This window comes from Streptomyces sp. NPDC091272 (assembly GCF_044757485.1).
In the GTDB taxonomy this organism is placed as follows: domain Bacteria; phylum Actinomycetota; class Actinomycetes; order Streptomycetales; family Streptomycetaceae; genus Streptomyces.
In genome coordinates this window covers 1-22,226 of sequence record NZ_JBIVVC010000020.1, presented here as the reverse complement: position 1 = coordinate 22,226, position 22,226 = coordinate 1, and the positions used below count along the sequence as shown (strand labels likewise).

Below are 22,226 nucleotides of genomic sequence, written 5' to 3'. Positions count from 1 at the left end.
ATGCACTCGAACCCGAGTTTTCGAGCGAACCTGCCTCCACCGCCGCCCGGAAGTCAGGAGCCCGCTCACGCCGGAGGGCGCCCACGCCAGGGCCGGTCCGGACGCTCTGGGGTTGTTCCCCTGGATCTCCCCCCACCACGCAGGCTCCGGCGCGGCGCACCCGAATGCATCACGCGCGGCGCCGCCCCCCGCCTCGCTTCGCAGCCGACACGCCCGGCGCTTCTCGGACGTGGCGTGCCCACCGGAGGGCACGACCGGCTCCCACGGCGGCACACTGGAGACATGGACGTGATCCGGCGGGGCAGCGAGGCTCTGCGCGGTCGGCTGGGCAACCAGCTGTTCGCGCAGGTGGCAGGGCCGGACGGCCCCAGGAACCGGGACCGCATCCACCAGACTCCCGGGCCGCGCTGGTTCGGCCCCGAACGACCGATCCGCGCCGTGCACGGTGACGCCGCCATGTTCGTCGGCGGGCTGCGCGCGCTGCTTCTCCAATCCCTGCACCCACTGGCCATGGCCGCGGTCGCCGCGCACTCGGGGTACCGGGGAGACCCGTGGGGCCGCCTCGCCCGCACGAGTACGTTCCTGGCCGTCACCACCTACGGCACCGCGCAGGACGCCGCGGCAGCGGTCGCGCAGGTGCGGGCGGTGCATGACCGGGTGACGGGCACCGCGCAGGATGACGGCCGCCCCTACCGGGCATCCGACCCGCACCTCCTGGCCTGGGTGCACGCGGCCGAGGTGGACAGTTTCCTCACCGCGCACCAGACGTTCGGCGTCAGCCCGCTCCCGCCGTCCGCCTGTGACGAGTACATACGGGACACCGCGCGCATCGCCACGGCCCTGGGCGTCGAGAAACCGCCGCTGACAGTCGCAGAGTTGCGTCAAGTGCTCGCCTCTTACCGCCCCGAGCTGTGGGCGACGCCCGCGGCCCGGGACGCGGCCCGTTTCATCGTCACCGAGCCGCCGCTGCCCCGGGCCGCCCGTCTTCCGTACCGGGCGCTGACGGCCAACGCGACGGCTCTGCTGCCCGCGTGGGCCCGCTCCGAACTCGGCCTGGCCACCGCGCCTCCCTTCCTCAACCCGCTGACCCGGAGCGCGGGAGCCGCGGTGACGGGCGTGATCCGCTGGGCGATGGCCCCACCGTCCGAGCCGGCCACCGCGGCCCGCCCCGCCTGAGCCGGCAGAGAGCAAGCCGACCGGCCCCCGCGACCGGGGCCGGGCCGACGCGCTCGCTCACTTCTTCCGTACCGAAGGCGCTTCCATCGCCCCTCGCAGGGCGTGCAGGCCGCGTCGGATGTGGCTCTTGACCGTGCCCAACGGAAGCCCGGTCTCCCGTGCGATCTGTGTCTGGGTCAGATCACCCCAGATCGCCAGCCCCAGCAGACGCCGCTGGACCGCGGGCAGATCACCCAGCTCCCGCAGCAGCAGAACCCGGTTCAGAGCCTCTTCGCTCTCGTTGTCCTGATGGCGGCGCACTGCGTCGTCGTGTTGAGCCGCAGCACTGCGCGCGAGGTCGGCGCGGCGCGTACGGGCGGTGAGGCTGTCGATGACGGTGTGCCTCGTGATCCCCACCAGCCACGCCCCCAAAGGCCCCCGGTCCTGCTGGTAACGGGTACGCCCGCGCCAGGCCGCGAGGAACACCTGCTGGGTGACGTCTTCCGCGTCCTGCGGATCGCGCAGGGCGCGCAGGGCCAGCGAGTACACCAGCGAGCCCCAGTGCCGGTACGCGGCGGCCAGAGCAGCCTCCTCACCCCGTACCAGCGCGGCGGCGATCTCGGCCTCCGGTGGCGCGTTCTCCCGGGATGCGAGTGGATCGTGGGGTGGCGGAACAATGGCGTCGGCGGCTCGGGGAACGGGCACCTCGGTGGGGAGCGGCAGATGCTGAACGGCGGGCATGGCGTGCTCCTCGGGCAGGTGAGGCGGTTCACGACAACATGCGTCAACCTTGGTCAACACCGAGGGGCGCACCAACTCGCATCGGTTAAGCATCGATATCCCGGCGGGCCCAGACATCGACGTCCCCCGCCCCGTACGTCCGGACATCTCCGCCCCCGCCGCCCCCGCCGCCCCCGCCGCCCCCGCCGCCCCCGCCGCCCCCGCGGCCCCCGCCGTCGTCGATCCGTGCATCCTTACTGCGCCTCTGACGGGTAGTGCAGTTATCCGTTCACCGTGCCGCAGGAGCTACCAAGGAGGGAACCGCAGCGTGACCGATCCGACTCCCCTCACAGCCGCCTCCTCCCGCAGGCCGGCGTCCCGTGGCTGAACACCTGGGCGCGGAGGAGCTCACCGAAATCTGCTTCGCACCCGCCGAGGCCGTCCCCATCCGCCTCACCGCGCCCCAACACGGGCACCTCCTCCGGTGCACCCTCTGCCGAACCGAACTCGACCAGTTGCGCGACGTCGTCCAACGAGCCCGCGCCCTGTCCTGCGACGACCTGATCACCACCCCGCCCGCACGTACGTGGCGATCCATCAACGCCCAGCTCAGCCTCGGCTCCCGAGCGGAATCGACAGTGCCCGCCGATCCCGCCGCAGTCGGCTTCTCCACGGGTGAGGTCGCGCGGCGGCTCGGGGTGTCACCGACCACCATCCGCTCCTGGGAGCGCCGTTACGGCATCGGGGCCGGCACACGTACCGGCGGCAGACACCGCCGCTGGAGCGCGGAGGACTTCGCGCGACTGGAGCACATGTGTGCACTGACGGCTACGGGCATGCCCCCCGCGGAAGCCGCGCGGCTCGCTCGCAGCAGCGCGCCGCCACCGCCCCCGCCGCCCGGCCCGGTGCCGACCGCGCCTGCTCCGGGCGAGCCGCCCCTCGGGGCGGGAGGCGGGGTCCGGCCGGGCAAGGTGCGCCAGGAGTGCAGGGGAGTCGCCCGAGCGGCCCTGCGCCTGGACGCCGTGTCCCTGGACGCACTGCTGGCAGCCGCGGTGGAGGAGCACGGTCTGATCACCGCATGGACGGAGGTGATCATGCCTGCGCTGCACGCGGTCGGCCGGAAATGGGAAGGGGCGCCGGAACGGTACGTAGAGGTCGAGCACTTCCTCTCCTGGCACATTTCGGGCGCGCTCCGCCGGGCCACGCCACCCCTGCCCCCCGGCTCCCACGCCGTCGGCGGCGCCCTGCTCGCCTGCACACCGAACGAGAACCACACCCTGCCCCTGGAGGTCCTGGCAGCAGCCCTCGCCGAACGACGCCTCCCGGTACGGATGTTCGGCGCGGCACTGCCTGCCGACTGCCTCCTCGCGGCGGTCGACAGGACTGGCCCCGCCGTGGTGGGGCTGTGGTCCCAGTCCCGTACCACCGCGAGCAGAGACCTCGCCGAACGCGTGGCAGCGCTGGAATGGGGCCCGCTGGGAGCCCGCCGAAAGCCGTTCGTACTTGCCCTGGGCCCCGGGTGGCCGACCCCGGCGCCTCGGGGGGTCACTTGTCCGCAGGGTCTGGCGGAGGCCGTGGCGGCCGTCGCGTCGCGCACGACGGACCGCGGGGCAACGCTCTGACCGTATTGCCGCTCTTGCTGCGCAGGAGTCGTGAAGGATTCGCACACGGTGCTGGGGATCAGTGGGCCGGGGCGGAAAACTCGGAGGGCTCGCCCGGCGCCCCTGAACAGGCCGGCGCCGTCCTAGGTGATGGGAGACGGATCAACGATGTTCACTCTGGTACGGAGCAGAGTACGGACGGCCGCGCTCGCGCTCTCGGCAGTCGCGGCTCTCGCCTTCGGAGCGACGGTGACGACCGGCGCTGAGGCGGCCCCCGCCCCCGCCCCCACGAAACAAGGACCGACCTCGGTGGCGTACGTCGAGGTGAACAACAACAGCATGCTCAACGTCGGCAAGTACACCCTCGCCAACGGAGGCGGAAACGCCTTCGACGTCGCGGTGATCTTCGCAGCGAACATCAACTACGACACAAGCACGAAGGCGGCGTACCTGCACTTCAACGAGAACGTGCAGCGCGTCCTCGACAACGCCGCCACACAGATACGGCCGTTGCAGCAGAAGGGCATCAAGGTCGTCCTCTCGGTGCTCGGCAACCACCAGGGCGCCGGTTTCGCCAACTTCCCGTCCCAGCAGACGGCTTCGGCCTTCGCCAAGCAGATGTCGGACGCCGTGGCCAAGTACGGCCTCGACGGGATCGACTTCGACGACGAGTACGCCGAGTACGGCAACAACGGCACCGGCCAGCCCAATGCCAGCTCGTTCGTGCACCTGGTGACGGCGCTGCGCACGAACATGCCGGGCAAGATCATCAGCCTCTACAACATCGGCCCGGCCGCGTCGCGCCTCTCCTACGGCGGCGTCGACGTCTCCTCGAAGTTCGACTACGCCTGGAACCCGTACTACGGCAGCTGGCAGGTTCCGGGCATCGGCCTGCCCAAGTCGAAGCTGTCGCCGGCCGCGGTCGAGATCGGCCGCACCTCGCAGAGCACGGCCGCCGACTTCGCCCGCCGCACCGTCAGCGAGGGTTACGGCGTCTACCTGACCTACAACCTCGACGGTGCGGACCGCAGCGCCGACGTCTCCGCATTCACGAGGGAGCTGTACGGCAGTGCTGCCGTCTACACGCCGTAGGCCGGCTATGCGCGGCAAAGCGTCAACGCCACCCCCGCAGCCGCCTGCTCACCACCTCCTCCCGTAGGAGCCTGATCCGCATGAACCGCGCTCCCGACAACGATGTCGGGAGCGCGGTCGCGCCGACCTGCTGTCACCCGCGGTCGGCCGGGCGCGCCGTGTGGTGCGGGTGCCCCTTCGTGCGGCGATCCTCCTTCATCTCCGCCTCGTACAGGTGGTCGCGGCCCTGCACCAGGTCCTTGCGCAGGCGGCCCTCCGTATCCCTGTAGGGCTCGTAGAACCCGGCGTTGTACTCCTCGACGATCTGGAAGGTCCAGCGCCCCTCCAGCACGTTGCGGCCGACCAGCTCCCGCTCGACGTGGTCCGCCCAGTCGTTGTGTCCCGCCGCGCGCAGCAGGTCGACGGCGCGGCCGAGTTCGAGGTCGGCCGTGCCGGTGAGCTGGTGGAAGGCGTAGAGGTGACCACGGGCCTGCTCGACCGTCTCAAGGGCCTTCGAGACGGAACCGAGGGCCTCCACCGTCGCGTCGCTGATGCCCTCGGGCCGCCGGTGCGCCGCTGCCGGCCCCTCATGGTTGGCGTTCATGCTCCTCAGGTCCCCGCGAACCGCCCCTGGATACCCGGTCGGCGTGAGGTCCCACCGTTCGGGTGAGTTCGCGAACCGGGCGCTGACGACGACGTGCACCGTGGGCAGCCTGCGCTGCACATGGCCCGTACTACGCTGCCACCATGGGCAAGTTCCTCGCGATCCTCAACGGTGCCGCCGACGATGCCGACAAGGCAGAGCTCACCGAACAGCAGCAGACCGAGTTCATGAGTGCCTGGGCGGCGTGGGCGCAGCGGAACGAGAATGCGCTCGTCGACCCCGGCGCACCGCTGTTCCACAAGAAGCGGGTGACGGCGCGGGGTATCGAGGAGTTCACCGACTCGAAGATCGGATACGCGATCGTGGAGGCCGGGTCGCACGACGCCGCGACGGGGCTCTTTCGTGACCACCCCCATCTCGCTCTGCATCCAGGGAACTCGATCGAGGTCCTGGAATGCCCGCCCGTTCCTGTCTAGGCGCTGCGTTCATCCACCAACGCGCGCAGGCCGTCCCGGCGCCGGGTCTGTTCGCCCCCGCCCAACGATCGTCCGCCGAACCCCGGCACCACCGCGCCGGTGCCGCATCATCCCTCGGGCACCACGGCCGCTCGGGTCTGTCCGGCCAGCCATGCCCTCACCTCGGACCAGGCGGCCTGCTCCTCCGCCTCGGTTCCCCACCACCAGGTGAAGGGCGACCAGCCGGACGACAACTCCTCACTCCACACATCGACACAGTCAGCCAGGTGGCGACGGGCAACCGGGCTCATCACTTCCTCCCACAGGGCGAGCCACGAGGTGACCGAGGAACTCGCGGTCACACAGCTCTCGAACACCGAGCGGACGGATCCGGGCGGCGACTTCGACCGGAGGGTCTGCATCCACCACGCTCGAAGGAATCCGGCGACCGCCCCTGCCTGCTCGTCGGGCCACCGCGACCAGCCTGCCGCGGCCAGTCCACGGGCCATTTCAACCTCACCCGCGTCGAAACACCGGCCGCAGCCGCTCTCGTCCGCGCGAACCGTCATACCGCCGAAGGTCTTCGCGACCCTCACCACCGCCGCGGCGAGGGCATCGCCGTCCGGAGAAGTCACCGTTATCCAGTCCTGACTCCAAGCAAGCTGCTCCGGCAGGTCAGCGTCGGGTGTCGGGCCGGTGGGAACGACCGTACGGCGTGAGGGGCGTGCTGCGGGCAAATACCGGTCACACCAACGTCCCCAGTGCCCTGATCAGCGCGTCCACCCCCGCCTCGGCCTTGGCCCGGGGGCAGCCGACATTGAGCCGTATGAAACCGGCGCCCTGCGGCCCGTACGTCGACCCCGGCATGATCGCTACCTTTTCCCGGTCGATGAGCAGTCGTTGCAACTGGTCGTCGTTGACACCGAGGGGGCGCAGGTCGAGCCAGGAGAGGTAGCCGGCCTGCGGCACGTCCAGGTCGAGCTGCGGGTACCGCGTGTTCAGCCGGCCCGTGACCATGCGCAGGTTCTGCTCCACGTACGCGCACAGCGCATCGAGCCACGGCCCGCCCTGCCGGTAGGCGGCGATGTGCCCTACGAGGGAGAGGACCGCGGGGGACGAGAGCCCGTCGGCCTCCTTGAGCCGGTGCAGGTACGCCTCCCGGCTCTCCCGGTCGCCGATCAGGCCGTACGAGCCGGTCAGGGCAGGGATGTTGAACGACTTGGAGGCGGAGGTCACCACCGCCCACCGCCCGCCGCGCTCGCTGCCCAGACGTGACCAGGGGAGGTGGCGGTGCGGCGACCGGCTCAGGTCGGCGTGGATCTCGTCGCTGATCACAGCCACACCGTGCCGCTCGCACGCGTCGGCCATCCAGGTCAACTCGTCCTCGGTCCACACCCGGCCCGTCGGATTGTGCGGGGAGCAGAGCAGCAGGACCGAGGTGTCGGGGAGGGCCAGCAACGCTTCCAGCTGCTGCGGGTCGTACGTCCACCCGCCGTCCGCGCCCTTGGACAAGGGGCACCCGCGCAGCTCACGGCTGTGGGCGGCGAGCAGTTTGGGGAACGCGTCGTACGCGGGCGTGTGCACCACGACACCGTCGCCGGGCTCTGACCAGAGCTGAACGAGCTGGGAGATCTGGTAGAGCACGGACGGGCCGTAGACGAGATGCTCCGGGTCGACGGCGGCGGCGTAGCGGGTCTCGTACCAATGGGTGACCGCGGACCGGAAGTCCTCGTTCCGCCAGCGGCTGTAGCCGAGCACGCCGTGGTCGAGCCGTGAGCGCAGGGCCGCGATGACCGGCGGGGCGGTCTCGAAGTCCATGTCGGAGATGGTGAAGGGGAGCAGGCCGGGGACGCCGAACCGGTCCTCGGTGAAATCCCACTGGGTGCACCAGGTACCACGCCGGTCCACCGGGGTGTCGAAGTCGAAGGCTGACTCACGGGCGTGCTGGTCGAAGGCCGACCCATGAGGGTGCTGCACACCGCCGAGACTGCCGGTGCCGTCCGCGGTGTGCGAGGCGCCACCCGCGTCTTTCGTGATGCCCACGTCGTCGTTCCTGCTGTCCATGTCGTCGTCGTTCACGCTGCCCACATCGTCAATGATCTCTTCGGTCAGCTCGTCGGGGCGAGTTCGGCAATGGCGTCCTTCACGGACTGCACCTGAGGTCCGATGATCACCTGCACGTTGTACTGGTCGAGCTTGACCACTCCCACCGCCCCGAGCTTCTTGAGACGTGCCTCGTCCAGCAGCCCGGCGTCCTCCACGGACATCCGCAGCCTGGTGATGCAGTTGTCGAGGGTGCGGATGTTGGCGGCGCCACCGAGGGCTTCGAGGATCGCCACGGGGTCGTACTTCCCGGCGACCAGCGCGGTCCCGGATGCGGCCGGTGCCGACGCATCTCCGGCCGCAGTGGTGTCCCCGTCGGCTCCCGCGGGGTCGCCCTGACCGGCCTGCGCACCCGCGGCTGCGTCGTCGTCCGGCTCCTCGCGGCCCGGCGTCATGAGGTTGAACCGCGTGATGGCGAAACGGAAGAGGAAGTAGTAACCGGCGAACCAGACGGCGGCGATGACCGGAATCAGGTACCACTTCGTGCTCGTGCCCTGCAGAACACCGAAGACGACGAGGTCGATGATGTTGCCGTCCGTGTTGCCGACGTACACGCCCAGGACCGCGGCCGTCAGGAAGCCGAGACCCACCAGGACGGCGTGCAGCAGGTACAGCCACGGAGCGATGAAGAGGAAGAGGAATTCCAGCGGCTCGGTGACTCCGCCGACGACACACGCCACCACGCCCGAGATCAGCAGTGCCTTGATCTCGGGACGCATGGCACGCCTGGCGCAGTGGTACATGGCGAGCGCCGCCCCTGGCAGACCGCCGAGGTAGACGGCCATCTTGCCCTGGGAGAGGAACTGCGTCGCGGTGTGCGCGGCGCCGGAGGGTTCGGCGCAGGAGAGCTGGGCGTAGAAGAGGTTGAGTGCGCCGCTGACGTGCTCGCCGCAGACCGCGCCGGCGCCGCCCGCGTCGGTGAACCGGAAGAGGGCCACGAGGATGTGGTGCAGACCGATCGGCCTGAGCAGCACCTCGCCCATGCCGAAGAAGAACGGGCCGAAGACACCGGTGTGTGCGATGCCCTTGCCGAGGTCGGCGATCCAGCCGTTGAGCGTGGGCCACACCAGCGGCACCAGCAGTCCGGCGAAGCTCATGACCAGGGCGGACACGATGGGCACGAACCGCAGGCCCCCGAAGAAGGCCAGGGCGTCGGGCATCTGCTTGGTGCGGTAACGGTTGTGCAGTACGGCGACGACCACACCGACCGCGACCGCACCCAGCAGCCCGGTGTCGATGGACTCGACACCGAGTATCTGGGCGACGCCGTAGTGCTCCTTCTCTGCCGGTGTGGTCACGCCCTTGGCCGTCAGGAAGAAGTTGACGGCGAGGTTCATGGACGCGAATCCGACGAACCCCGCGAAGGCCGCCACGCCCTTGTCCTGACGCGCGAGGCCGAGGGGGATCGCCATGGCAAAGAGCACGGGAAGGAAGGTGAAGGCCACCGTGCCCGTGTTGGCCATCCAGGTGAAGACCAGGTGGCAGACATCGTTGTCAAGGAACGGCAGGTTCTGGACGACCGCATCGCTGGAGAGGGAGGAGCCCAGCCCCAGCATGATTCCGCAGAAGGCCAGCAGGGCCACGGGCAGCATGAACGTCTTGCCCAACCCTTGGAGGAATTCCCAGAGGGCGGCCTTGGTCTTCTTCACAGCGACGGTTCCTTCGTGCGTACGGTCAGGCCCGACCGACCTCGCAGCGAGCCCGGCGGGTCGGCGGATGCGCTACTTGATCTGCCACCCCCTGTCTTAACCTGTTTGCTACCTCGAACACCAGACCCATAGGGCACGACTTCGGACGCGGGGCCGAGCCGAGGGTCACAGCAATCGGTCGACCAGCCCGTCGACGTAGTCCGGAGCCAGTTCCATGCCGAACAGGACGCGGACATACATCGGGGCCAGGACGTGGTCCAGCACGGTCAACGCGTCGGGCGCGGGCTCGCCGCGTTCGCGGGCGCGGTCGAGCATGGACTGCAACTGCCGTACGCGTTCGGCGCGAAGGTCGTCACGCGCCTGCAGACCCTCCTGACCGTTGCCCGACAGGGCGACGGCCAGACGCACCACCGCCAGGCCGTCGGGCCCGGTGATCTCGCGCGCCACGGCGGCCGCGTACGTACGCAGGTCGCCGGCCAGGCTCCCGGTGTCGGGCATCGGCGAGCGCGCGTTGAGGTAGCTGAGCGCCACGTCGCTGAGCAGGGCGGCCAGGCTGCCCCATCGGCGGTAGATGCTGCTGTCGGCCACGCCCGCGCGGGCCGCGACCTCGCCCACGGTGAAGTTGCCGTAGCCGCGCTCACTGATCAGGGCGGTCACGGCCTGGTGCACCTCCGCGCGGACACGGGCGCTGCGCCCGCCGGGCCGCCGGGCAGGCTGTCGCTCGTTCATCCCCCCACCTTAACGCAGTTGAGGCTTGCGTTTGTGCGCCCTTCCCTCTTACAGTCCACTAACGCAGTCGCTGACTGCGTTAGTGCGCTTGCGGCTGACCCCCGGTCAGTCACACCAAGGCGCCCCCGGACGACGGAGAGAGGACCCCCCCTTGGCTGCACCGACTGAAGCTGTAGGCAGTCGACCGAACCGTGCCGTTCTCCTCACGGTGACCTGCCTGGGTCAATGCATGGTCCTGCTCGACAACACGATCGTCGGAGCGGCCCTGCCCGACATGCAGCACCGGCTGCACACCCAGCTGACCGGTCTGCAATGGATCGTCGACGCGTACGTACTGCTGGTCGCCATGCTGTTGCTGTCCGGCGGTGTCTTCGCGGACAGGTTCGGCCGCAAGCGCGTGTACCTGGCCGGCGTTGCGGTGTTCACCGTCGCGTCGGTGCTCTGCAGCCTCGCGCCCTCGGCCGGCTGGCTGGTCGCCGGCCGGGTGCTGCAGGGCATCGGGGCCGCAGCGCTGAGCCCTGCTTCGCTGGCCCTGCTCGCCGCCGCCTACCCGCAACCACGAGAACGGGTCAAGGCAATCGGACTGTGGGCAGGCTTCAGCGGAATCGGCCTCGCGGCAGGCCCCGTGGCAGGCGGCGTGCTCACAGATGCGTTCGGCTGGCCCGCCATCTTCCTGGTCAACCTGCCCATCGGTGTGGTCCTGCTGCTGGCCGGCCTGCGCAGCCTCCAAGAGACCCGCAACCCGAGCGCTCCCCCCATCGACGTTCCGGGGACGGCGCTGTCAGTTCTGGGGGTAGGGCTGCTCACCTACGGGCTGATCGAGGGCGGTGCCCGCGGCTGGACGTCACCGCTGATCCTGGGCAGCTTCACCGCCGCCGTGATCCTCCTCGCTGCCTTCGTCGCCGTGGAGGCACGTAGGTCCGCTCCGATGCTGCCGCTGCGGCTGTTCCGTCGACGCCTGTTCACCGTGTCCAACATCGCCATGGCCGTGGTGGGGTTCGCGCTCATGGGTTCGTCGTTCTTCTTCTCCCAGTTCTTCGTGTACGTCCAGGGCAGTTCGATCCTTCGTGCCGGCCTGCAGACCCTGCCGGTATCCCTCGCCATGGTGATCGTCAGCCCGTTCGCGGGCCGGCTCGCCGCCCGCTACGGCTTTCGCATCGTGGTCACCACCGGCCTGGCCCTGGCCGGCCTGGGACTGCTGGCACTCGGCACGGTGCACGCCGAGACGGAATACGGGAACGTGTGGTGGCGGCTGGCACTCGCCGGCACCGGGTTCGCGCTGGCTATGTCGCCACTGACGGGAGCCGCCATCCAGGCAGTCAGCGCGAAGGAAGGCGGCCTGGCCTCGGGCATCAGCAGCACCACCCGGCAGATTGGCGCGGTGCTCGGCGTGGCGCTGCTCGGAGCGATCGTCCGCGCCCGGCAATCCGAAGGCGCCTCCTTCGAGACGGGCCTCAACAGCGCTTTCCTGACTGCCGGTGTCGTCACTCTGGCCACCGCCGTCTTCACCGGCCTGTGGCTGGCGAGGTCCAGGCCCGCGAAAGGATCTGGGCGAGTCCTGGCACCGGCTGCTGGCGACTGCCCGACCGCGGACAACCAGACGTTGTCCTGAGGAGGTCTGCTGTCAACACCCCCTCGCGAGCCGGTCGTTACCGCGGGCGGGCGCCGGTGGCGAGGATGCCGTTGACGAGGGTGTCGATGCTCCAGCGGCGACGCTCGGCAGGGGCGCCGGAGATGAGGTTGTCGGCCTGGGCGCGTACGTGGGGGAGCGTGTCGGGGGAGGCGGTGACAAGCGCCTGGCGCAGCTGGATCCAGTCGCGTTCGGCGTGGGAGTCCTCGCGGCGGGCGGAGTGTTCGGCGGCGGAAGCGGTGGAGCGCTGGAGCAGGAGGTCAACGCCCCAGGCGGCCTGGCGGTCGGGCACGCCGCCCTGGGCGAGAAGCGCGAGCAGCGACTCGAGCAGGGCGAGGTAGTTCTCACCCGCGGCTCGGGCGGTCAAGGCGGACTGGGCGAGTGCCGGGTGGGCGAAGAGGACCTGCTCGTAGCTGGCGAGCACGGCGTCCAGCCGCTCTCGCCAGTCCGCGCCCGGATCGGCGGTCAGATCGACGCGGCCCAGCAGGCGGTCCAGGATGGCGGCGTGCAGCTCGGCGGTGTTGGCGACGTACACGTACAACGAGGCGGGACCGGTGTCGAGAGCCTGCGCGAGACGGCGCATGGTCACGCGCTGCAGCCCCTCGTGCTCCATCAGCAGTACGGCGGCGTCGACGATGCCCTCGCGGGTCAGGGCGGGTTTGGCGGGCCGCTCGCGGCGGCTCTGCGGAGTCGGCATGCGGGAAAGCATATCGCCGCGGAACGCGTTCGGAGCGAACGCGTTCGCTCGGAAGGCTCTCGGGCGCGAGGGGATAAATGCCAGGATTTTGGGATCGTATTGACAAAGAGGTGATCCTCGTCTCGCGCCGAACTTGTTCGTACCGAACATGTTCGTTACGTTGGAGGTGTCCAAACCGCACGCCCACCACGGCCCCACGCCGTCCCACCATCCCCGCCATCCCTTCAAGAGGAGCTGCTATGAGCGTCGAACATTTCCCCATCGCGATCATCGGCGGAGGTCTCGGCGGCCTGACTGCCGCACGCGTCCTGCACGTGAACGGAGTCGAGTCGGCGATCTTCGAGCTGGAGACGTCAGCGGCGGCCCGCACCCAGGGCGGCATGCTCGACATCCATGCCGAGAACGGACAGAAGGCCCTGCAGGCCGCCGGACTGCACGACGAATTCACCAAGCTCATTCACGAGGGCGGGCAGTCCTTCCGCCTGATGGGACCCGACGGCACGGTCCACTTGGCCGAGGACGACAACGCCGGCGACCGGCCGGAGGTCGACCGAGGTGATCTGCGCGACCTGTTGCTGAACTCCCTGCCCGATGGCACGGTCCACTGGGGTCGAAAGGCCACCGGCGCCCGAGCACTGGGAGACGGCCGGCACGAGGTGACGTTCACCGACGGGTCGTCCCTCACGACCGACCTCCTGATCGGCGCCGACGGCGCCTGGTCACGCGTGCGCCCCCTGGTCTCGGACGCGAAGCCCCACTACACGGGCATCTCGTTCGTCGAAACGGACCTGTTCGAGGCCGACTCCCGCCATCCGCGCAGCGCAGCGGTCGTCGGAGCCGGCTTCTTCATCAGCCTCGGTGACGAGCGCGGTTTCCTCGCGCACCGGGAAACCGACGGCAGCCTGCACGTCTACGCGGCGCTCAAGGCCGACGAGGGCTGGCTCGACACTCTCGATTTCACCGACCACACCGCTGCCAAGGCCGCGGTCCTGACCCACTTCGAGGGCTGGGACGAGAGCCTGCGCGCCCTGGTGGCCGACGCGGAAACGATCACCCCGCGGCGCATCCACGCCCTGCCGGTCGGGCACCACTGGGACCGTGTGCCGGGGGTGACGCTGCTGGGAGACGCCGCCCATGTGATGTCCCCGTTCGCGGGAGAGGGAGCCAACCTGGCCATGTTCGACGGCTCCGAACTCGCTCTGGCCGTCGCAGCGCACCCCGCCGACACCGAAGCTGCGCTGGCCGCCTACGAGAAGGCACTGTTCCCCCGCAGCGAGGCATCGGCCGCCGAGTCCGCGGCGAGCCTGGACATGATGTTCGGGAAGCGCGGGTTGGAGCAGATGGTCGAGTTCTTCACCTCCGACCCGACAAGCACCGAGTGAACACCGCTTCCGACGAGTACCACTCGGCCAAGACCGCACCCGGCTCAGCTACGGAACAGCCCGGCTCCCGCCCCTCAGATCACCGCTTCCCGCACCCCTGAGGGCGGGACCGTCCCCCTCCCACCCAGCAACCGGCACCCAGCACCTGGCATCCCGACCGCCCCTCAGCGTGCCGCCCGCCAACACTCCCGGGTACGTCCCGCATTCACCCACCGGAGACACCATGACAAAAATCGCGATCATTCTCGGCAGCACACGATCCGGACGCGCGGGTGAGCGAGTCGCCCAATGGGTCCTGGAGCAGGCACGCGAACGCGGTGACGCCGACTACGAGCTGATTGACCTGGCCGAGGTCGACCTGCCGCAGATCGACGAACCGTTCCCGCCGGCCATGGGCCGCTACAGCCATCCCCACACCCAGCGATGGGCCACGACCGTCGCCGCCTTCGACGGCTATGTGATCGTCACCCCCGAGTACAACCACTCCTTCCCCGGCGTCCTGAAGAACGCTCTCGACCGCGTCTACGCCGAGTGGAACAACAAGGCCGTCGGGATGGTCTCCTACGGCGTGGACGGAGGCGTGCGCGCTGTCGAGGCCCTGCGCCCGGTGCTCAGCGCCCTTCAGCTCGCACACGTCTCCGCCCAGGTCACCCTGAATCTACGTACCGACTTCGCGCAGTTCGGCGCCGCGTTCACCCCCGGCGAGCACCAGGGCCGAGCACTGACAGCGATGCTCGACCAACTCCTCTCCTGGACCAACGCCCTCGCCCAGACCCGCACCGACCCCTCCTGACCGCCGGTTCCTCTCGGGCGATCCGGGCTGCCCGCGCAAGCACGCACCCATACGGGCGTACGGGCATACAGACCGGGCGGACGCACACTGCGATCCGTCAGACGCCGGCGCCGAGGCCGCCAGCGACAACCAGTTCGCGACCGGTGAACTCACCGGTGAGCATGGGCATTGCGGCAGCGCGATCGCTTTCGCGAGGAGAGGCGCAGGTCACGGGCCGGATCTGCCGGTGCGCTCCGTGGGTCTGTCCCATGGCAGGATTCATGTATGCCGAATGTTGTCGTGTCCTCCGAGGTGTCCATCGCGTACGAGAGCTTCGGCGACCCCGGGGACCCACCCGTCCTGCTGGTGATGGGTTTCGGCGCGCAGATGCTTGGCTGGCACGAGGACTTCTGCCGGGCGCTGGCGGACCGCGGTCGGTACGTGATCCGCTACGACAACCGTGACTGCGGACTGTCCACGAAATTCGACGAGCACCCGGTCGACACGGGCACGTTCATCGCCACCGTCAGCTCGGGCGACCTTCCCGCTGCCCTCGCGATGGTTCCCTACAGGCTTCGCGACATGGCTGATGACGGACTCGGTCTGCTCACCGCGCTCGGAATCGAACGCGCCCACGTGGTCGGCACGTCGATGGGCGCGATGATCGCTCAGACGATGGCCATCGCCTCCCCGGAGCGGGTGCTGACCTTGACGTCGATGATGTCCTCGACCGGCGAGAGTGAGTACGGTCAAAACAGTCCGGAGGCTCAAGCGGTGCTGTCCGCCCCGAAGCCGGCGGACCGCGCGGGATACATCAAGGCGGCGGAGAAGGAGCTGGTGTGGGCTTCCAAGCGCTACGGCGACGCAGCGGTGCTGCGTGAGCTGGCCGCCGCGAGCTACGACCGCTCGTACTACCCGGCGGGGCTCGGGCGGCAACTCGGCGCGATGATCCTCAGCGGCTCACGCGCGGACGCACTCCGCGAACTGCGGGTACCGACGCTGGTGATCCACGGCCTGGACGACACGCTGATCGACCCCAGCGGCGGAAAGCGCACCGCGGAGCTCGTGCCCGGTGCGGAACTCCTGCTGATCCCCGACATGGGCCACGACCGCCCCCGAGAGCTCTGGCCGGACCTCATCGACGCCGTGGTGTCCCACACCGGCTGAGCAGGTCGTCCGCAGAACCCGCGGCCCAGGGAATGCCCACTGCCATGAGGAAAACGGCGCAGGACGTCGCGTCCTGAGCGGGAGAAGATGAGCGGGACAAGAAGCGAAGGCTCCGTCTCCCGCCCAAGTCGCTCCTGCCCAAGACGCTCCTGCCCAAGACGGTTTCTTCGAGCGCTACTTGATGTCGCTCTGCTTCGGCACGACGACGCCGAAGCGGTCCTGGATCGTGGCAAGCGCGGCCTCGTGGACCTGCTTGGCGGGGATGCCGTTGGGGCTGCCCTTGACCGGTAGCGGCCGGGTCGCGGAGGCGTCGCCGACCACGGTCGGGTTGTAGCCGTTGTAGACGGCGCCTTCCGTGGTGAACAGGGTGCACATGTGTGTCATGAAACCGCTGATGATGACGTTCTTGCGGCCGGTCTTCTTGAGTTCCTCATTGAGCTTCGTGTCGTGGAAGCCGTTGGGGACGGCCTTCTCGACGACCGCCTCTCCCTTGACCGGCTTGAGAGCCGGGATGATCTGTCCGCCCTTCGACTTGAGGTCATAGCCCTTCTCGACGACGTGTATGACCGGCGTATGAGCCTTGCGGGCCCGCTCCAGCAGGGCCTTGGTGCTGTTGACCGCCTCGTTCCAGCCGGTGAGCTGCATCGGGCCGCCGGTGTAGACGTTCTGGTAGTCGACAAGGATCAGCGCGGCGTTGGACAACGTCGCTAGAGTCTCGTCGAGTTTCATGAGCTGACGCAGCGTCGTGGTGTTCTTCGCGACGTTCGGTTCGGCGGACGGTGACACCTTGCCGTCCTGTCGGTCGGTGCTGGAGGCGGCCTGGCTCTCCCCGCCACAAGCGGTGACGGTGACCGCGAGCAGGGCGGTGGCACCCAGGGCGACGAACGTACGCAGCGGCTTCATCAAACGATTTCCTTCTGGGAGGCGACGACCTTGTACAGGCCGGTGGCGGTGGCGGTGGCGGTGGCGGTGGCAGCAACCGTGAGGCGGTTGCCGTGCAGGAACGAGCCCTGAGCCGTGAATGCGAGGCACATACGGGGCATCCCCCCGGGTGTCGTACGGCGGTCCTTCCCGCCGTCATTGATGACGTGCACGGCCTTCTTGCGTACCGCGCGGGCTCCGACCGGGAGTTGCTGCGAGCCCGGGGTGTGCGACGCCGACTCGGCCAGCTCCGCGGGCGCCTGGTCGAAACCGTTGAGCTCGCGCAGCGTGGTCCTGGACATGGGTGTTCCACCTTGGTGTCGCGTAGGAGAGTCACGGCCCGTGGTCCCGGTACTGCCGGCCGGGGGCTGTGTCCTCCACGCTATGAGCTCGACCCGATGTCAACAATGACGTCTAACATGCAGATACCGACCTGACGTCGGACAAGCACATCAGCAACACCAGCCCGGTAGCACCAAAGGGGGAAGCGTGGTGGACACCGCGGGACGGCTCATCGTGGTCGTGATCTTCGAGGGCGTGGACCTGCTCGACGTCACCGGGCCGCCGGAGGTCTTCGCACTGGCCCGGCGCGAGACCGCAGAGGCGGCCGGCTATCAAGTGGTCCTCGCTGCCGAGACCATGGACCCGGTCACCACCGGCGCCGGAGTCCGCGTCCTGCCCGACCTGACCTTCGACGCGGCCGCGACACGCAGCATCGACACGCTCATCGTCCCTGGCGCGGTGGAGGTCGACGGGGACGGACGCATTCACCCCCTCGTCGACCCCGCGCTGGTCCATCGGGTGCAGGAACTTGCAGAGCGGACGCGCCGGATCACCTCGGTGTGCGTCGGAGCACACCTCCTCGCCGCCGCCGGGCTGCTCGACGGCAAACGGGCCACCACCCACTGGTCGACCGCGCAGCAACTGGCCGCCGACCACCCGGAGGTGGAGGTCGACGCCGACCCGATCTTCATCCGCGAGGGCAACGTGTGGACCGGCGCGGGAATCAGCGCCTGCCTCGATCTCTCCCTCGCCCTGATCGCCGACGACCTCGGCGAGACCGTCGCACTGCGCGTCGCCCGCCAACTCGTGATGTACCTCAAACGCCCCAGCGGCCAGAGCCAGTTCAGCGTCCCACTGAAGCAGGTCTCCACAACCCGACGCATCGAGGACCTGCGCCACCACATCCTGCGGCACATCGCCGAACCGCTCACCGTCGTCGACCTCGCCGCGTACGCCCATGTCAGCGACCGGCACCTGACACGCCTGTTCAAGAACGAACTAGGCATGACCCCCCATGCGTACATCGAATCGGTACGCGTCGAGAAGGCCCGCCACGAGCTGGAATCGTCCGACGCCACGCTCAACCGCGTCTCATCCCTGTGCGGCTTCGGCACCACCGACACGCTCGTACGGGCCTTCCGCCGTCGCCTCAACACGACGCCGACGGAATACCGGCGCCGATTCCGGGTCCCTCAGGTCTCGTGACCAACAGACACCGCCAACCGACCGCCCGCATGAGCGTTCGGCCAACCGCTCTACTCGTAGTTCATGAACCATGAGTATCGAAGAAGCGAGCCATCGTGAACGGGCGCTGGGTCGAAGAGAATGCGGCGGACGAACTCAGCCGCTTGGCAGCCCGCCAGCATGGGCGCCCGCGTTGCCTTCTCATACGTCTTCGGCTGCCTGTCTACCGCGTGGTTGGTCTACGCATCCGTGCTCATTTTCGTGCCGTCCTCCTCTTCGCCGTTCATGCTCGGGTGGCCCACCGCATACCGAGTGCGTCGAGGTCAGCCGTCGATCGCCGCTGAGGCTGTCGGCACGCTTACGGATGTTGTCCAGCACCATCCCGAGTTTCACCCCCACCACACCACCACCAGCGGCCCTCTGAATGCCTGCCAGCCCCTCACTCGCCTCGACGTGCTCGATGTGCTTCCTCGGCACCCGTAGGTGTCCCTCACGCGCGTGAAACTGCTGTGCTGCGCGGAGGTTGAGTTGCCACTTGTCGTCCTGCGTGCGTTTCACAGGCCGCTCCGACTCCTCCGCCGGTCCGATCCCGAGACTGATCTCCAGCAACCATCGCTGCGCGGGCAACAGCGTGTCCTATCCGAACCGGCAGCCCTGGACCCACCGCCCGAGATCTTCGCCCTGGACGACCACCTTCCCGGCCTCTCTCGGCACGGCACCGCCGACCTTCAGATGGTGTTGCACGAGACGCAGGCAACGCTGCCACCCCGCATCCCATACCGGACACCAGCCGGGGTCGATCTCATCCAGCGCCTCACGTCGCGCCCACGACAAGCCACCGGCCCGCTCCGCATCCTCGGGCAGCTCGTCGCCCTCCAACTGCGCCGCCCGCATGTCCGCAAGCCGGGCCGCGGTCCGCAGATTCTTCGCCCACGTCCCGATCGGGTACCCGTTCCGGACGGCGGTGGCCGGCGGGAGCAAATGCCCGTGCTCACCAGCCCAGTGCCGGGCCACAGCGAGGCCTTCCTCGAACGCCCGGTCACGATGCGACCACACCACACCCAGCTTCTCCAGCTCCCGCACCCGCCCCGACACCAGCGTGTCCGCCCTATAGGCAGTGCGCTGGTTCCGCAGCCACGTCCCCAAAGGAAACCCACCCATCACCCAACCGTCGGGCGTCACGAAGTCATACGGCACCCGCAACTCCTCGACCCCGGCCTCCTGCCGGTACCGCACCGCGGCCGCAATCCCGGCACGCCAGAAGTCCGTCTCCGGATGCAGCACCCGCAACGCCACGAACCTAGCCACCTCCGCCGGATCCCGCGGCGCTGAAAACCTCAGCAACTCACGCGCACCGGTACCTGGGCCCGTCGCCGTGTCCCGCCGCTCCTGGCCCTCCTCCTCGCCTGCCTCAGCTGTACCTGCAGTATCCCAACTCCCGCTGCGCACACGAGGATCCGCAAGAGCTTCGATCGCGTCCGCGTCATGGGAACGAAGCGCTCCGAGTACCTTCGCCAATGCTTCTGTGCCCGGCGACGTCAGCATTTCACCAGGCGTTTCACCGGGTTCGAGGAATACCGGCACCACGAGGGAGGCAATTTTCCCTCCGCCGGGATGCATGCGCAGTGCGCGTCCAACCATTTGCACGATGTCGACCATCGACCCCCGTGTATCGCAGAAGACAACGGAATCGCAGCGGGCTGAATCGACGCCCTCACCCAGAATGCGAACAGAAGAGAGCACCTTCAACTTCGCTGGGTGCACGACATCCTTCCTCCGCCGACCCGTGCCCTGCGGGCAGCTGATGACGTCCGACTCGAACTCCTCCAGCACCTGGCGCCGATGACCCGGCTTGTGCTCCCCGCACAACCAGTCCGCCCATACCCGTTCCGGCGGGTGATACCGCGCCGGATCCTGAGCGAACAACCGCTCCGCGACCTCCGGGAGGCCTGCGGCCATGGCCTCCGCCTCGTGCACCCGGGAGTGGAACGCGAGGGTCTTGCGCAGGTTCTCGTCCGCCGCAGCCGTCACCAGGCCCGCCTGCAAGGCGGCCAGCCGTGCCCCGCGCACATGGTCGGAGCTGCGGTCACCGGCCGCGTGCGCGGCATGCAGATCGGGATCGGAGATGTCCACGCAGATGATCTGGTACGGCGCGACCAATCCCCGTGAGATGGCCTGGGAGAGTGTCAGCTTCCACGCCACCGGCCCGAAAACGGGCGACCCGTCGTCCATGCTCGCAATCAACCGCGGCGCCGACCGGCCCTGCTTCCGGGAGTCTTCGAGGGCTTCCCAGATCCGCGGGGTCGCGGTCATGTACAGCCGTCGTACCGCCGGGATCTTTGTCTGGTCGTGCACGGCTGCCCATGCCTTCGCCGCGTCACCGCTCGTACGGTGCGCCTCGTCCACGACCATAAGGTCGAAGCCGTCCATGCCCATCGCGCGGGCCTGGTGCACCGTCGTGGACGCGGAGGAGTACGTCGAGAACACCGTCACCGGACCTTGGCCCTGCACCCAAGACACAAGCTCCATGGGATTGGTCGTACAAGGGAGCCCTTCCGATACCGAGGCCGAAAGAGAGCACGCCCCGACCGTCGCCCCCGTACGCCCGGCCCGACGCCACTCGGCAGCCATCTGCATCAGCAGATCCAACGTCGGCACCAGCACCAACACCCGCCGCGCACGCAGCCGCTGCGCAACCACGGCGGCGATGCGGGTTTTGCCGGAGCCCGTCGCTGCGATGACCTGGCACCGCAACCCCCCTGCGGGCACCGGAGCGCCGACCGGTGCTTGGAGGTGGCGGACGACCGCATCGACTGCCTCGACCTGGTGTGCCCTGAGGGCCTGGTTCAACACGGTTCTCCTTGCTTGATGTCCACCCGAACGCACGGAGGGATCCGGTCGGCTGCCGAATGTCGGATGCGAGCAAGGAACGCCTGATCCTGCTTGATGAGCGTCAACAGCTCAAACGCATGGCTTGCTGAGGCCAGGTCACGCCCGGAGAAGATCTCCTCGCAGTAAAGCCAAATTCCCTCACGTGCCGCTGTGGCGCACTCCTGAGAGAGGTTCCGGCCCTCTGCTTCCAGTCGGAGAGTTTGGCTCTCGCCCGCCACTAGGTCGAAAACAAGTGCGAAAAGGCTCTGCGCGCCGGGATAGACAAAGGTGCGGTAAGCGCGGCGAGCGCAGCACGGAGGACGGCAACAGAGGAGGCAAACAGCACCTCGGTCACCATGACATGACTGCGGATACGAGCAAGCGTCGCGCTCCAACCTCTTCCTGTGAACTCGCTTCAGTGAGCTCTCTGAGAAACGGCGGAAGATGCACCGCATGGCTGTCGCAGCCACACGGTATTTCCTTCCTGGTGTGAGTGGAGTTCGATCTCAAGAGCTTCGCGAGGAACTGGCGTTGTGACCTTGCGATGCGTCAGGTATTGGATCTTTTCTTTAGCTTGTCGCCGGGGGGTAGGAAATAGCAGCGCTGTGGCGTCCCTGACCTTGGCAGGCAAGCACAGCACTCTTGCGGTTCTCGATGATGTTGGCATGGCGCGTTTGATAATAGCTTACGGAAATCAAGGTAGCGGTTTGCGCAAGATGACGCATTCAGTACCTCAGGGTGATGGAAATTTTGGGTGGGGCCGCAAAATGGTGGTAGTTGCTCAGGAAAAAGGATACATGAGACAACTTATGAACCGTCGGCGGCAAGCAAGCCAGGAGGTAAGTGGGTGGCAATCATGTGCTGGCCGGCCTTGGTTCTGAATGTCGCGGTCCTGATCTGGCGAATAGCCGACAACGACAGCGGAGCAAGGAACGGTGCTCCCACAGGAATTACTCTTTTACTCATCGCCGTACTCATCACCAACCACCTGGCCCGACGCCGAGCACGGCAGCTAAACACACCCCGCACCGGATCAGACCCTGCCTCGTAGTCGGCGCATTTCAACTCGACTGCGGAGCAGGCGAGTTGCCAGCGCGGAGCGCTGGCCTTCCGGGGCGCGGAGCGCTCCGGAAGTGCTGGGCCACGGAGTGGACCGGCATGCTCGGGAGCGGAGCGAGCGAGGATAGAGCCGCGTAGCGGCTCCGCGTCGTGTCTGCGGAGCAGACCGCGCG

At 68.4% G+C, this 22,226-nt stretch carries 19 protein-coding genes; 9 read left to right on the top strand and 10 right to left on the bottom strand.

Annotated elements, in window-relative coordinates; genetic code table 11:
* Window positions 1–282 precede the first annotated feature (282 nt).
* On the top strand, window positions 283–1,176 hold the full coding sequence (locus ACIQM4_RS33930) for an oxygenase MpaB family protein (protein ID WP_401599340.1): 894 nt from the start codon (window positions 283–285) through the stop codon (window positions 1,174–1,176).
* Window positions 1,177–1,233: 57 nt separating this feature from the next.
* On the opposite strand, the gene ACIQM4_RS33925 is transcribed toward ACIQM4_RS33930, so the two are convergent.
* The gene (locus ACIQM4_RS33925) at window positions 1,234–1,896 is read right to left on the bottom strand and encodes an RNA polymerase sigma factor (protein ID WP_401599338.1); all 663 of its coding nucleotides are present in this window, start codon (window positions 1,894–1,896) and stop codon (window positions 1,234–1,236) included.
* A gap of 617 nt (window positions 1,897–2,513) precedes the next feature.
* Between ACIQM4_RS33925 and ACIQM4_RS33920 the strand changes: the two genes are divergently transcribed.
* Window positions 2,514–3,497 (top strand): MerR family transcriptional regulator, encoded by a 984-nt coding sequence (locus ACIQM4_RS33920; protein WP_401599393.1) that lies wholly within the window; start codon window positions 2,514–2,516, stop codon window positions 3,495–3,497.
* A 147-nt stretch (window positions 3,498–3,644) separates the two neighbouring features.
* Window positions 3,645–4,568, top strand: coding sequence for an endo-beta-N-acetylglucosaminidase H (locus ACIQM4_RS33915; protein WP_401599336.1), 924 nt, complete (start codon window positions 3,645–3,647; stop codon window positions 4,566–4,568).
* Between the two features lie 133 nt (window positions 4,569–4,701).
* On the opposite strand, the gene ACIQM4_RS33910 is transcribed toward ACIQM4_RS33915, so the two are convergent.
* Window positions 4,702–5,151 (bottom strand): hypothetical protein, encoded by a 450-nt coding sequence (locus ACIQM4_RS33910; protein WP_401599335.1) that lies wholly within the window; start codon window positions 5,149–5,151, stop codon window positions 4,702–4,704.
* 143 nt (window positions 5,152–5,294) lie between these two features.
* On the opposite strand from ACIQM4_RS33910, the gene ACIQM4_RS33905 reads away from it, so the two are divergent.
* Entirely contained in the window at window positions 5,295–5,627 is a 333-nt protein-coding gene (locus ACIQM4_RS33905; RefSeq protein WP_401599333.1) for a hypothetical protein, read from the top strand.
* A 107-nt stretch (window positions 5,628–5,734) separates the two neighbouring features.
* Here ACIQM4_RS33905 and ACIQM4_RS33900 read toward each other — a convergent pair whose 3' ends face one another.
* The 4 genes from ACIQM4_RS33900 to ACIQM4_RS33885 form a co-directional block, all read right to left on the bottom strand.
* Window positions 5,735–6,241: a hypothetical protein gene (locus ACIQM4_RS33900; protein WP_401599331.1), complete on the bottom strand. Its 507-nt coding sequence runs from the start codon at window positions 6,239–6,241 to the stop codon at window positions 5,735–5,737.
* 109 nt (window positions 6,242–6,350) lie between these two features.
* A complete protein-coding gene (locus ACIQM4_RS33895) occupies window positions 6,351–7,694 on the bottom strand; it encodes a MalY/PatB family protein (protein ID WP_401599330.1) in 1,344 nt (447 codons plus the stop codon).
* Window positions 7,695–7,714: 20 nt separating this feature from the next.
* Window positions 7,715–9,358, bottom strand: a complete 1,644-nt coding sequence (gene malX, locus ACIQM4_RS33890) for a maltose/glucose-specific PTS transporter subunit IIBC (protein WP_401599328.1) — start codon at window positions 9,356–9,358, stop codon at window positions 7,715–7,717.
* Between the two features lie 165 nt (window positions 9,359–9,523).
* The gene (locus ACIQM4_RS33885) at window positions 9,524–10,087 is read right to left on the bottom strand and encodes a TetR/AcrR family transcriptional regulator (RefSeq protein ID WP_401599327.1); all 564 of its coding nucleotides are present in this window, start codon (window positions 10,085–10,087) and stop codon (window positions 9,524–9,526) included.
* Between the two features lie 151 nt (window positions 10,088–10,238).
* On the opposite strand from ACIQM4_RS33885, the gene ACIQM4_RS33880 reads away from it, so the two are divergent.
* Window positions 10,239–11,699: an MFS transporter gene (locus tag ACIQM4_RS33880; protein ID WP_401599325.1), complete on the top strand. Its 1,461-nt coding sequence runs from the start codon at window positions 10,239–10,241 to the stop codon at window positions 11,697–11,699.
* Window positions 11,700–11,736: 37 nt separating this feature from the next.
* Here the strand turns inward: ACIQM4_RS33880 and ACIQM4_RS33875 are convergent, their stop codons facing one another.
* Window positions 11,737–12,414 carry a TetR/AcrR family transcriptional regulator gene (locus tag ACIQM4_RS33875; RefSeq protein ID WP_401599324.1) on the bottom strand — a complete coding sequence of 226 codons (678 nt, stop codon included), beginning with the start codon at window positions 12,412–12,414 and terminating at the stop codon, window positions 11,737–11,739.
* Window positions 12,415–12,653: 239 nt separating this feature from the next.
* On the opposite strand from ACIQM4_RS33875, the gene ACIQM4_RS33870 reads away from it, so the two are divergent.
* From ACIQM4_RS33870 to ACIQM4_RS33860, 3 genes are all read left to right on the top strand, one after another.
* The gene (locus tag ACIQM4_RS33870; RefSeq protein WP_401599322.1) at window positions 12,654–13,796 is read left to right on the top strand and encodes an FAD-dependent oxidoreductase; all 1,143 of its coding nucleotides are present in this window, start codon (window positions 12,654–12,656) and stop codon (window positions 13,794–13,796) included.
* 223 nt (window positions 13,797–14,019) lie between these two features.
* Window positions 14,020–14,589 (top strand): NADPH-dependent FMN reductase, encoded by a 570-nt coding sequence (locus ACIQM4_RS33865; protein WP_401599320.1) that lies wholly within the window; start codon window positions 14,020–14,022, stop codon window positions 14,587–14,589.
* A gap of 264 nt (window positions 14,590–14,853) precedes the next feature.
* Window positions 14,854–15,735, top strand: coding sequence for an alpha/beta fold hydrolase (locus tag ACIQM4_RS33860; RefSeq protein ID WP_401599318.1), 882 nt, complete (start codon window positions 14,854–14,856; stop codon window positions 15,733–15,735).
* Between the two features lie 174 nt (window positions 15,736–15,909).
* Here ACIQM4_RS33860 and ACIQM4_RS33855 read toward each other — a convergent pair whose 3' ends face one another.
* Window positions 15,910–16,638 carry a cysteine hydrolase family protein gene (locus tag ACIQM4_RS33855; protein ID WP_401599316.1) on the bottom strand — a complete coding sequence of 243 codons (729 nt, stop codon included), beginning with the start codon at window positions 16,636–16,638 and terminating at the stop codon, window positions 15,910–15,912.
* Window positions 16,638–16,958: a hypothetical protein gene (locus ACIQM4_RS33850; protein ID WP_401599314.1), complete on the bottom strand. Its 321-nt coding sequence runs from the start codon at window positions 16,956–16,958 to the stop codon at window positions 16,638–16,640. Before ACIQM4_RS33850 ends, ACIQM4_RS33855 begins: the two co-directional genes overlap by 1 nt.
* Window positions 16,959–17,148: 190 nt before the next feature.
* Between ACIQM4_RS33850 and ACIQM4_RS33845 the strand changes: the two genes are divergently transcribed.
* Window positions 17,149–18,144 (top strand): GlxA family transcriptional regulator, encoded by a 996-nt coding sequence (locus tag ACIQM4_RS33845; RefSeq protein ID WP_401599391.1) that lies wholly within the window; start codon window positions 17,149–17,151, stop codon window positions 18,142–18,144.
* 615 nt (window positions 18,145–18,759) lie between these two features.
* Here the strand turns inward: ACIQM4_RS33845 and ACIQM4_RS33840 are convergent.
* The gene (locus ACIQM4_RS33840; protein WP_401599312.1) at window positions 18,760–20,976 is read right to left on the bottom strand and encodes a Helicase associated domain protein; all 2,217 of its coding nucleotides are present in this window, start codon (window positions 20,974–20,976) and stop codon (window positions 18,760–18,762) included.
* Window positions 20,977–22,226: the final 1,250 nt, after the last annotated feature.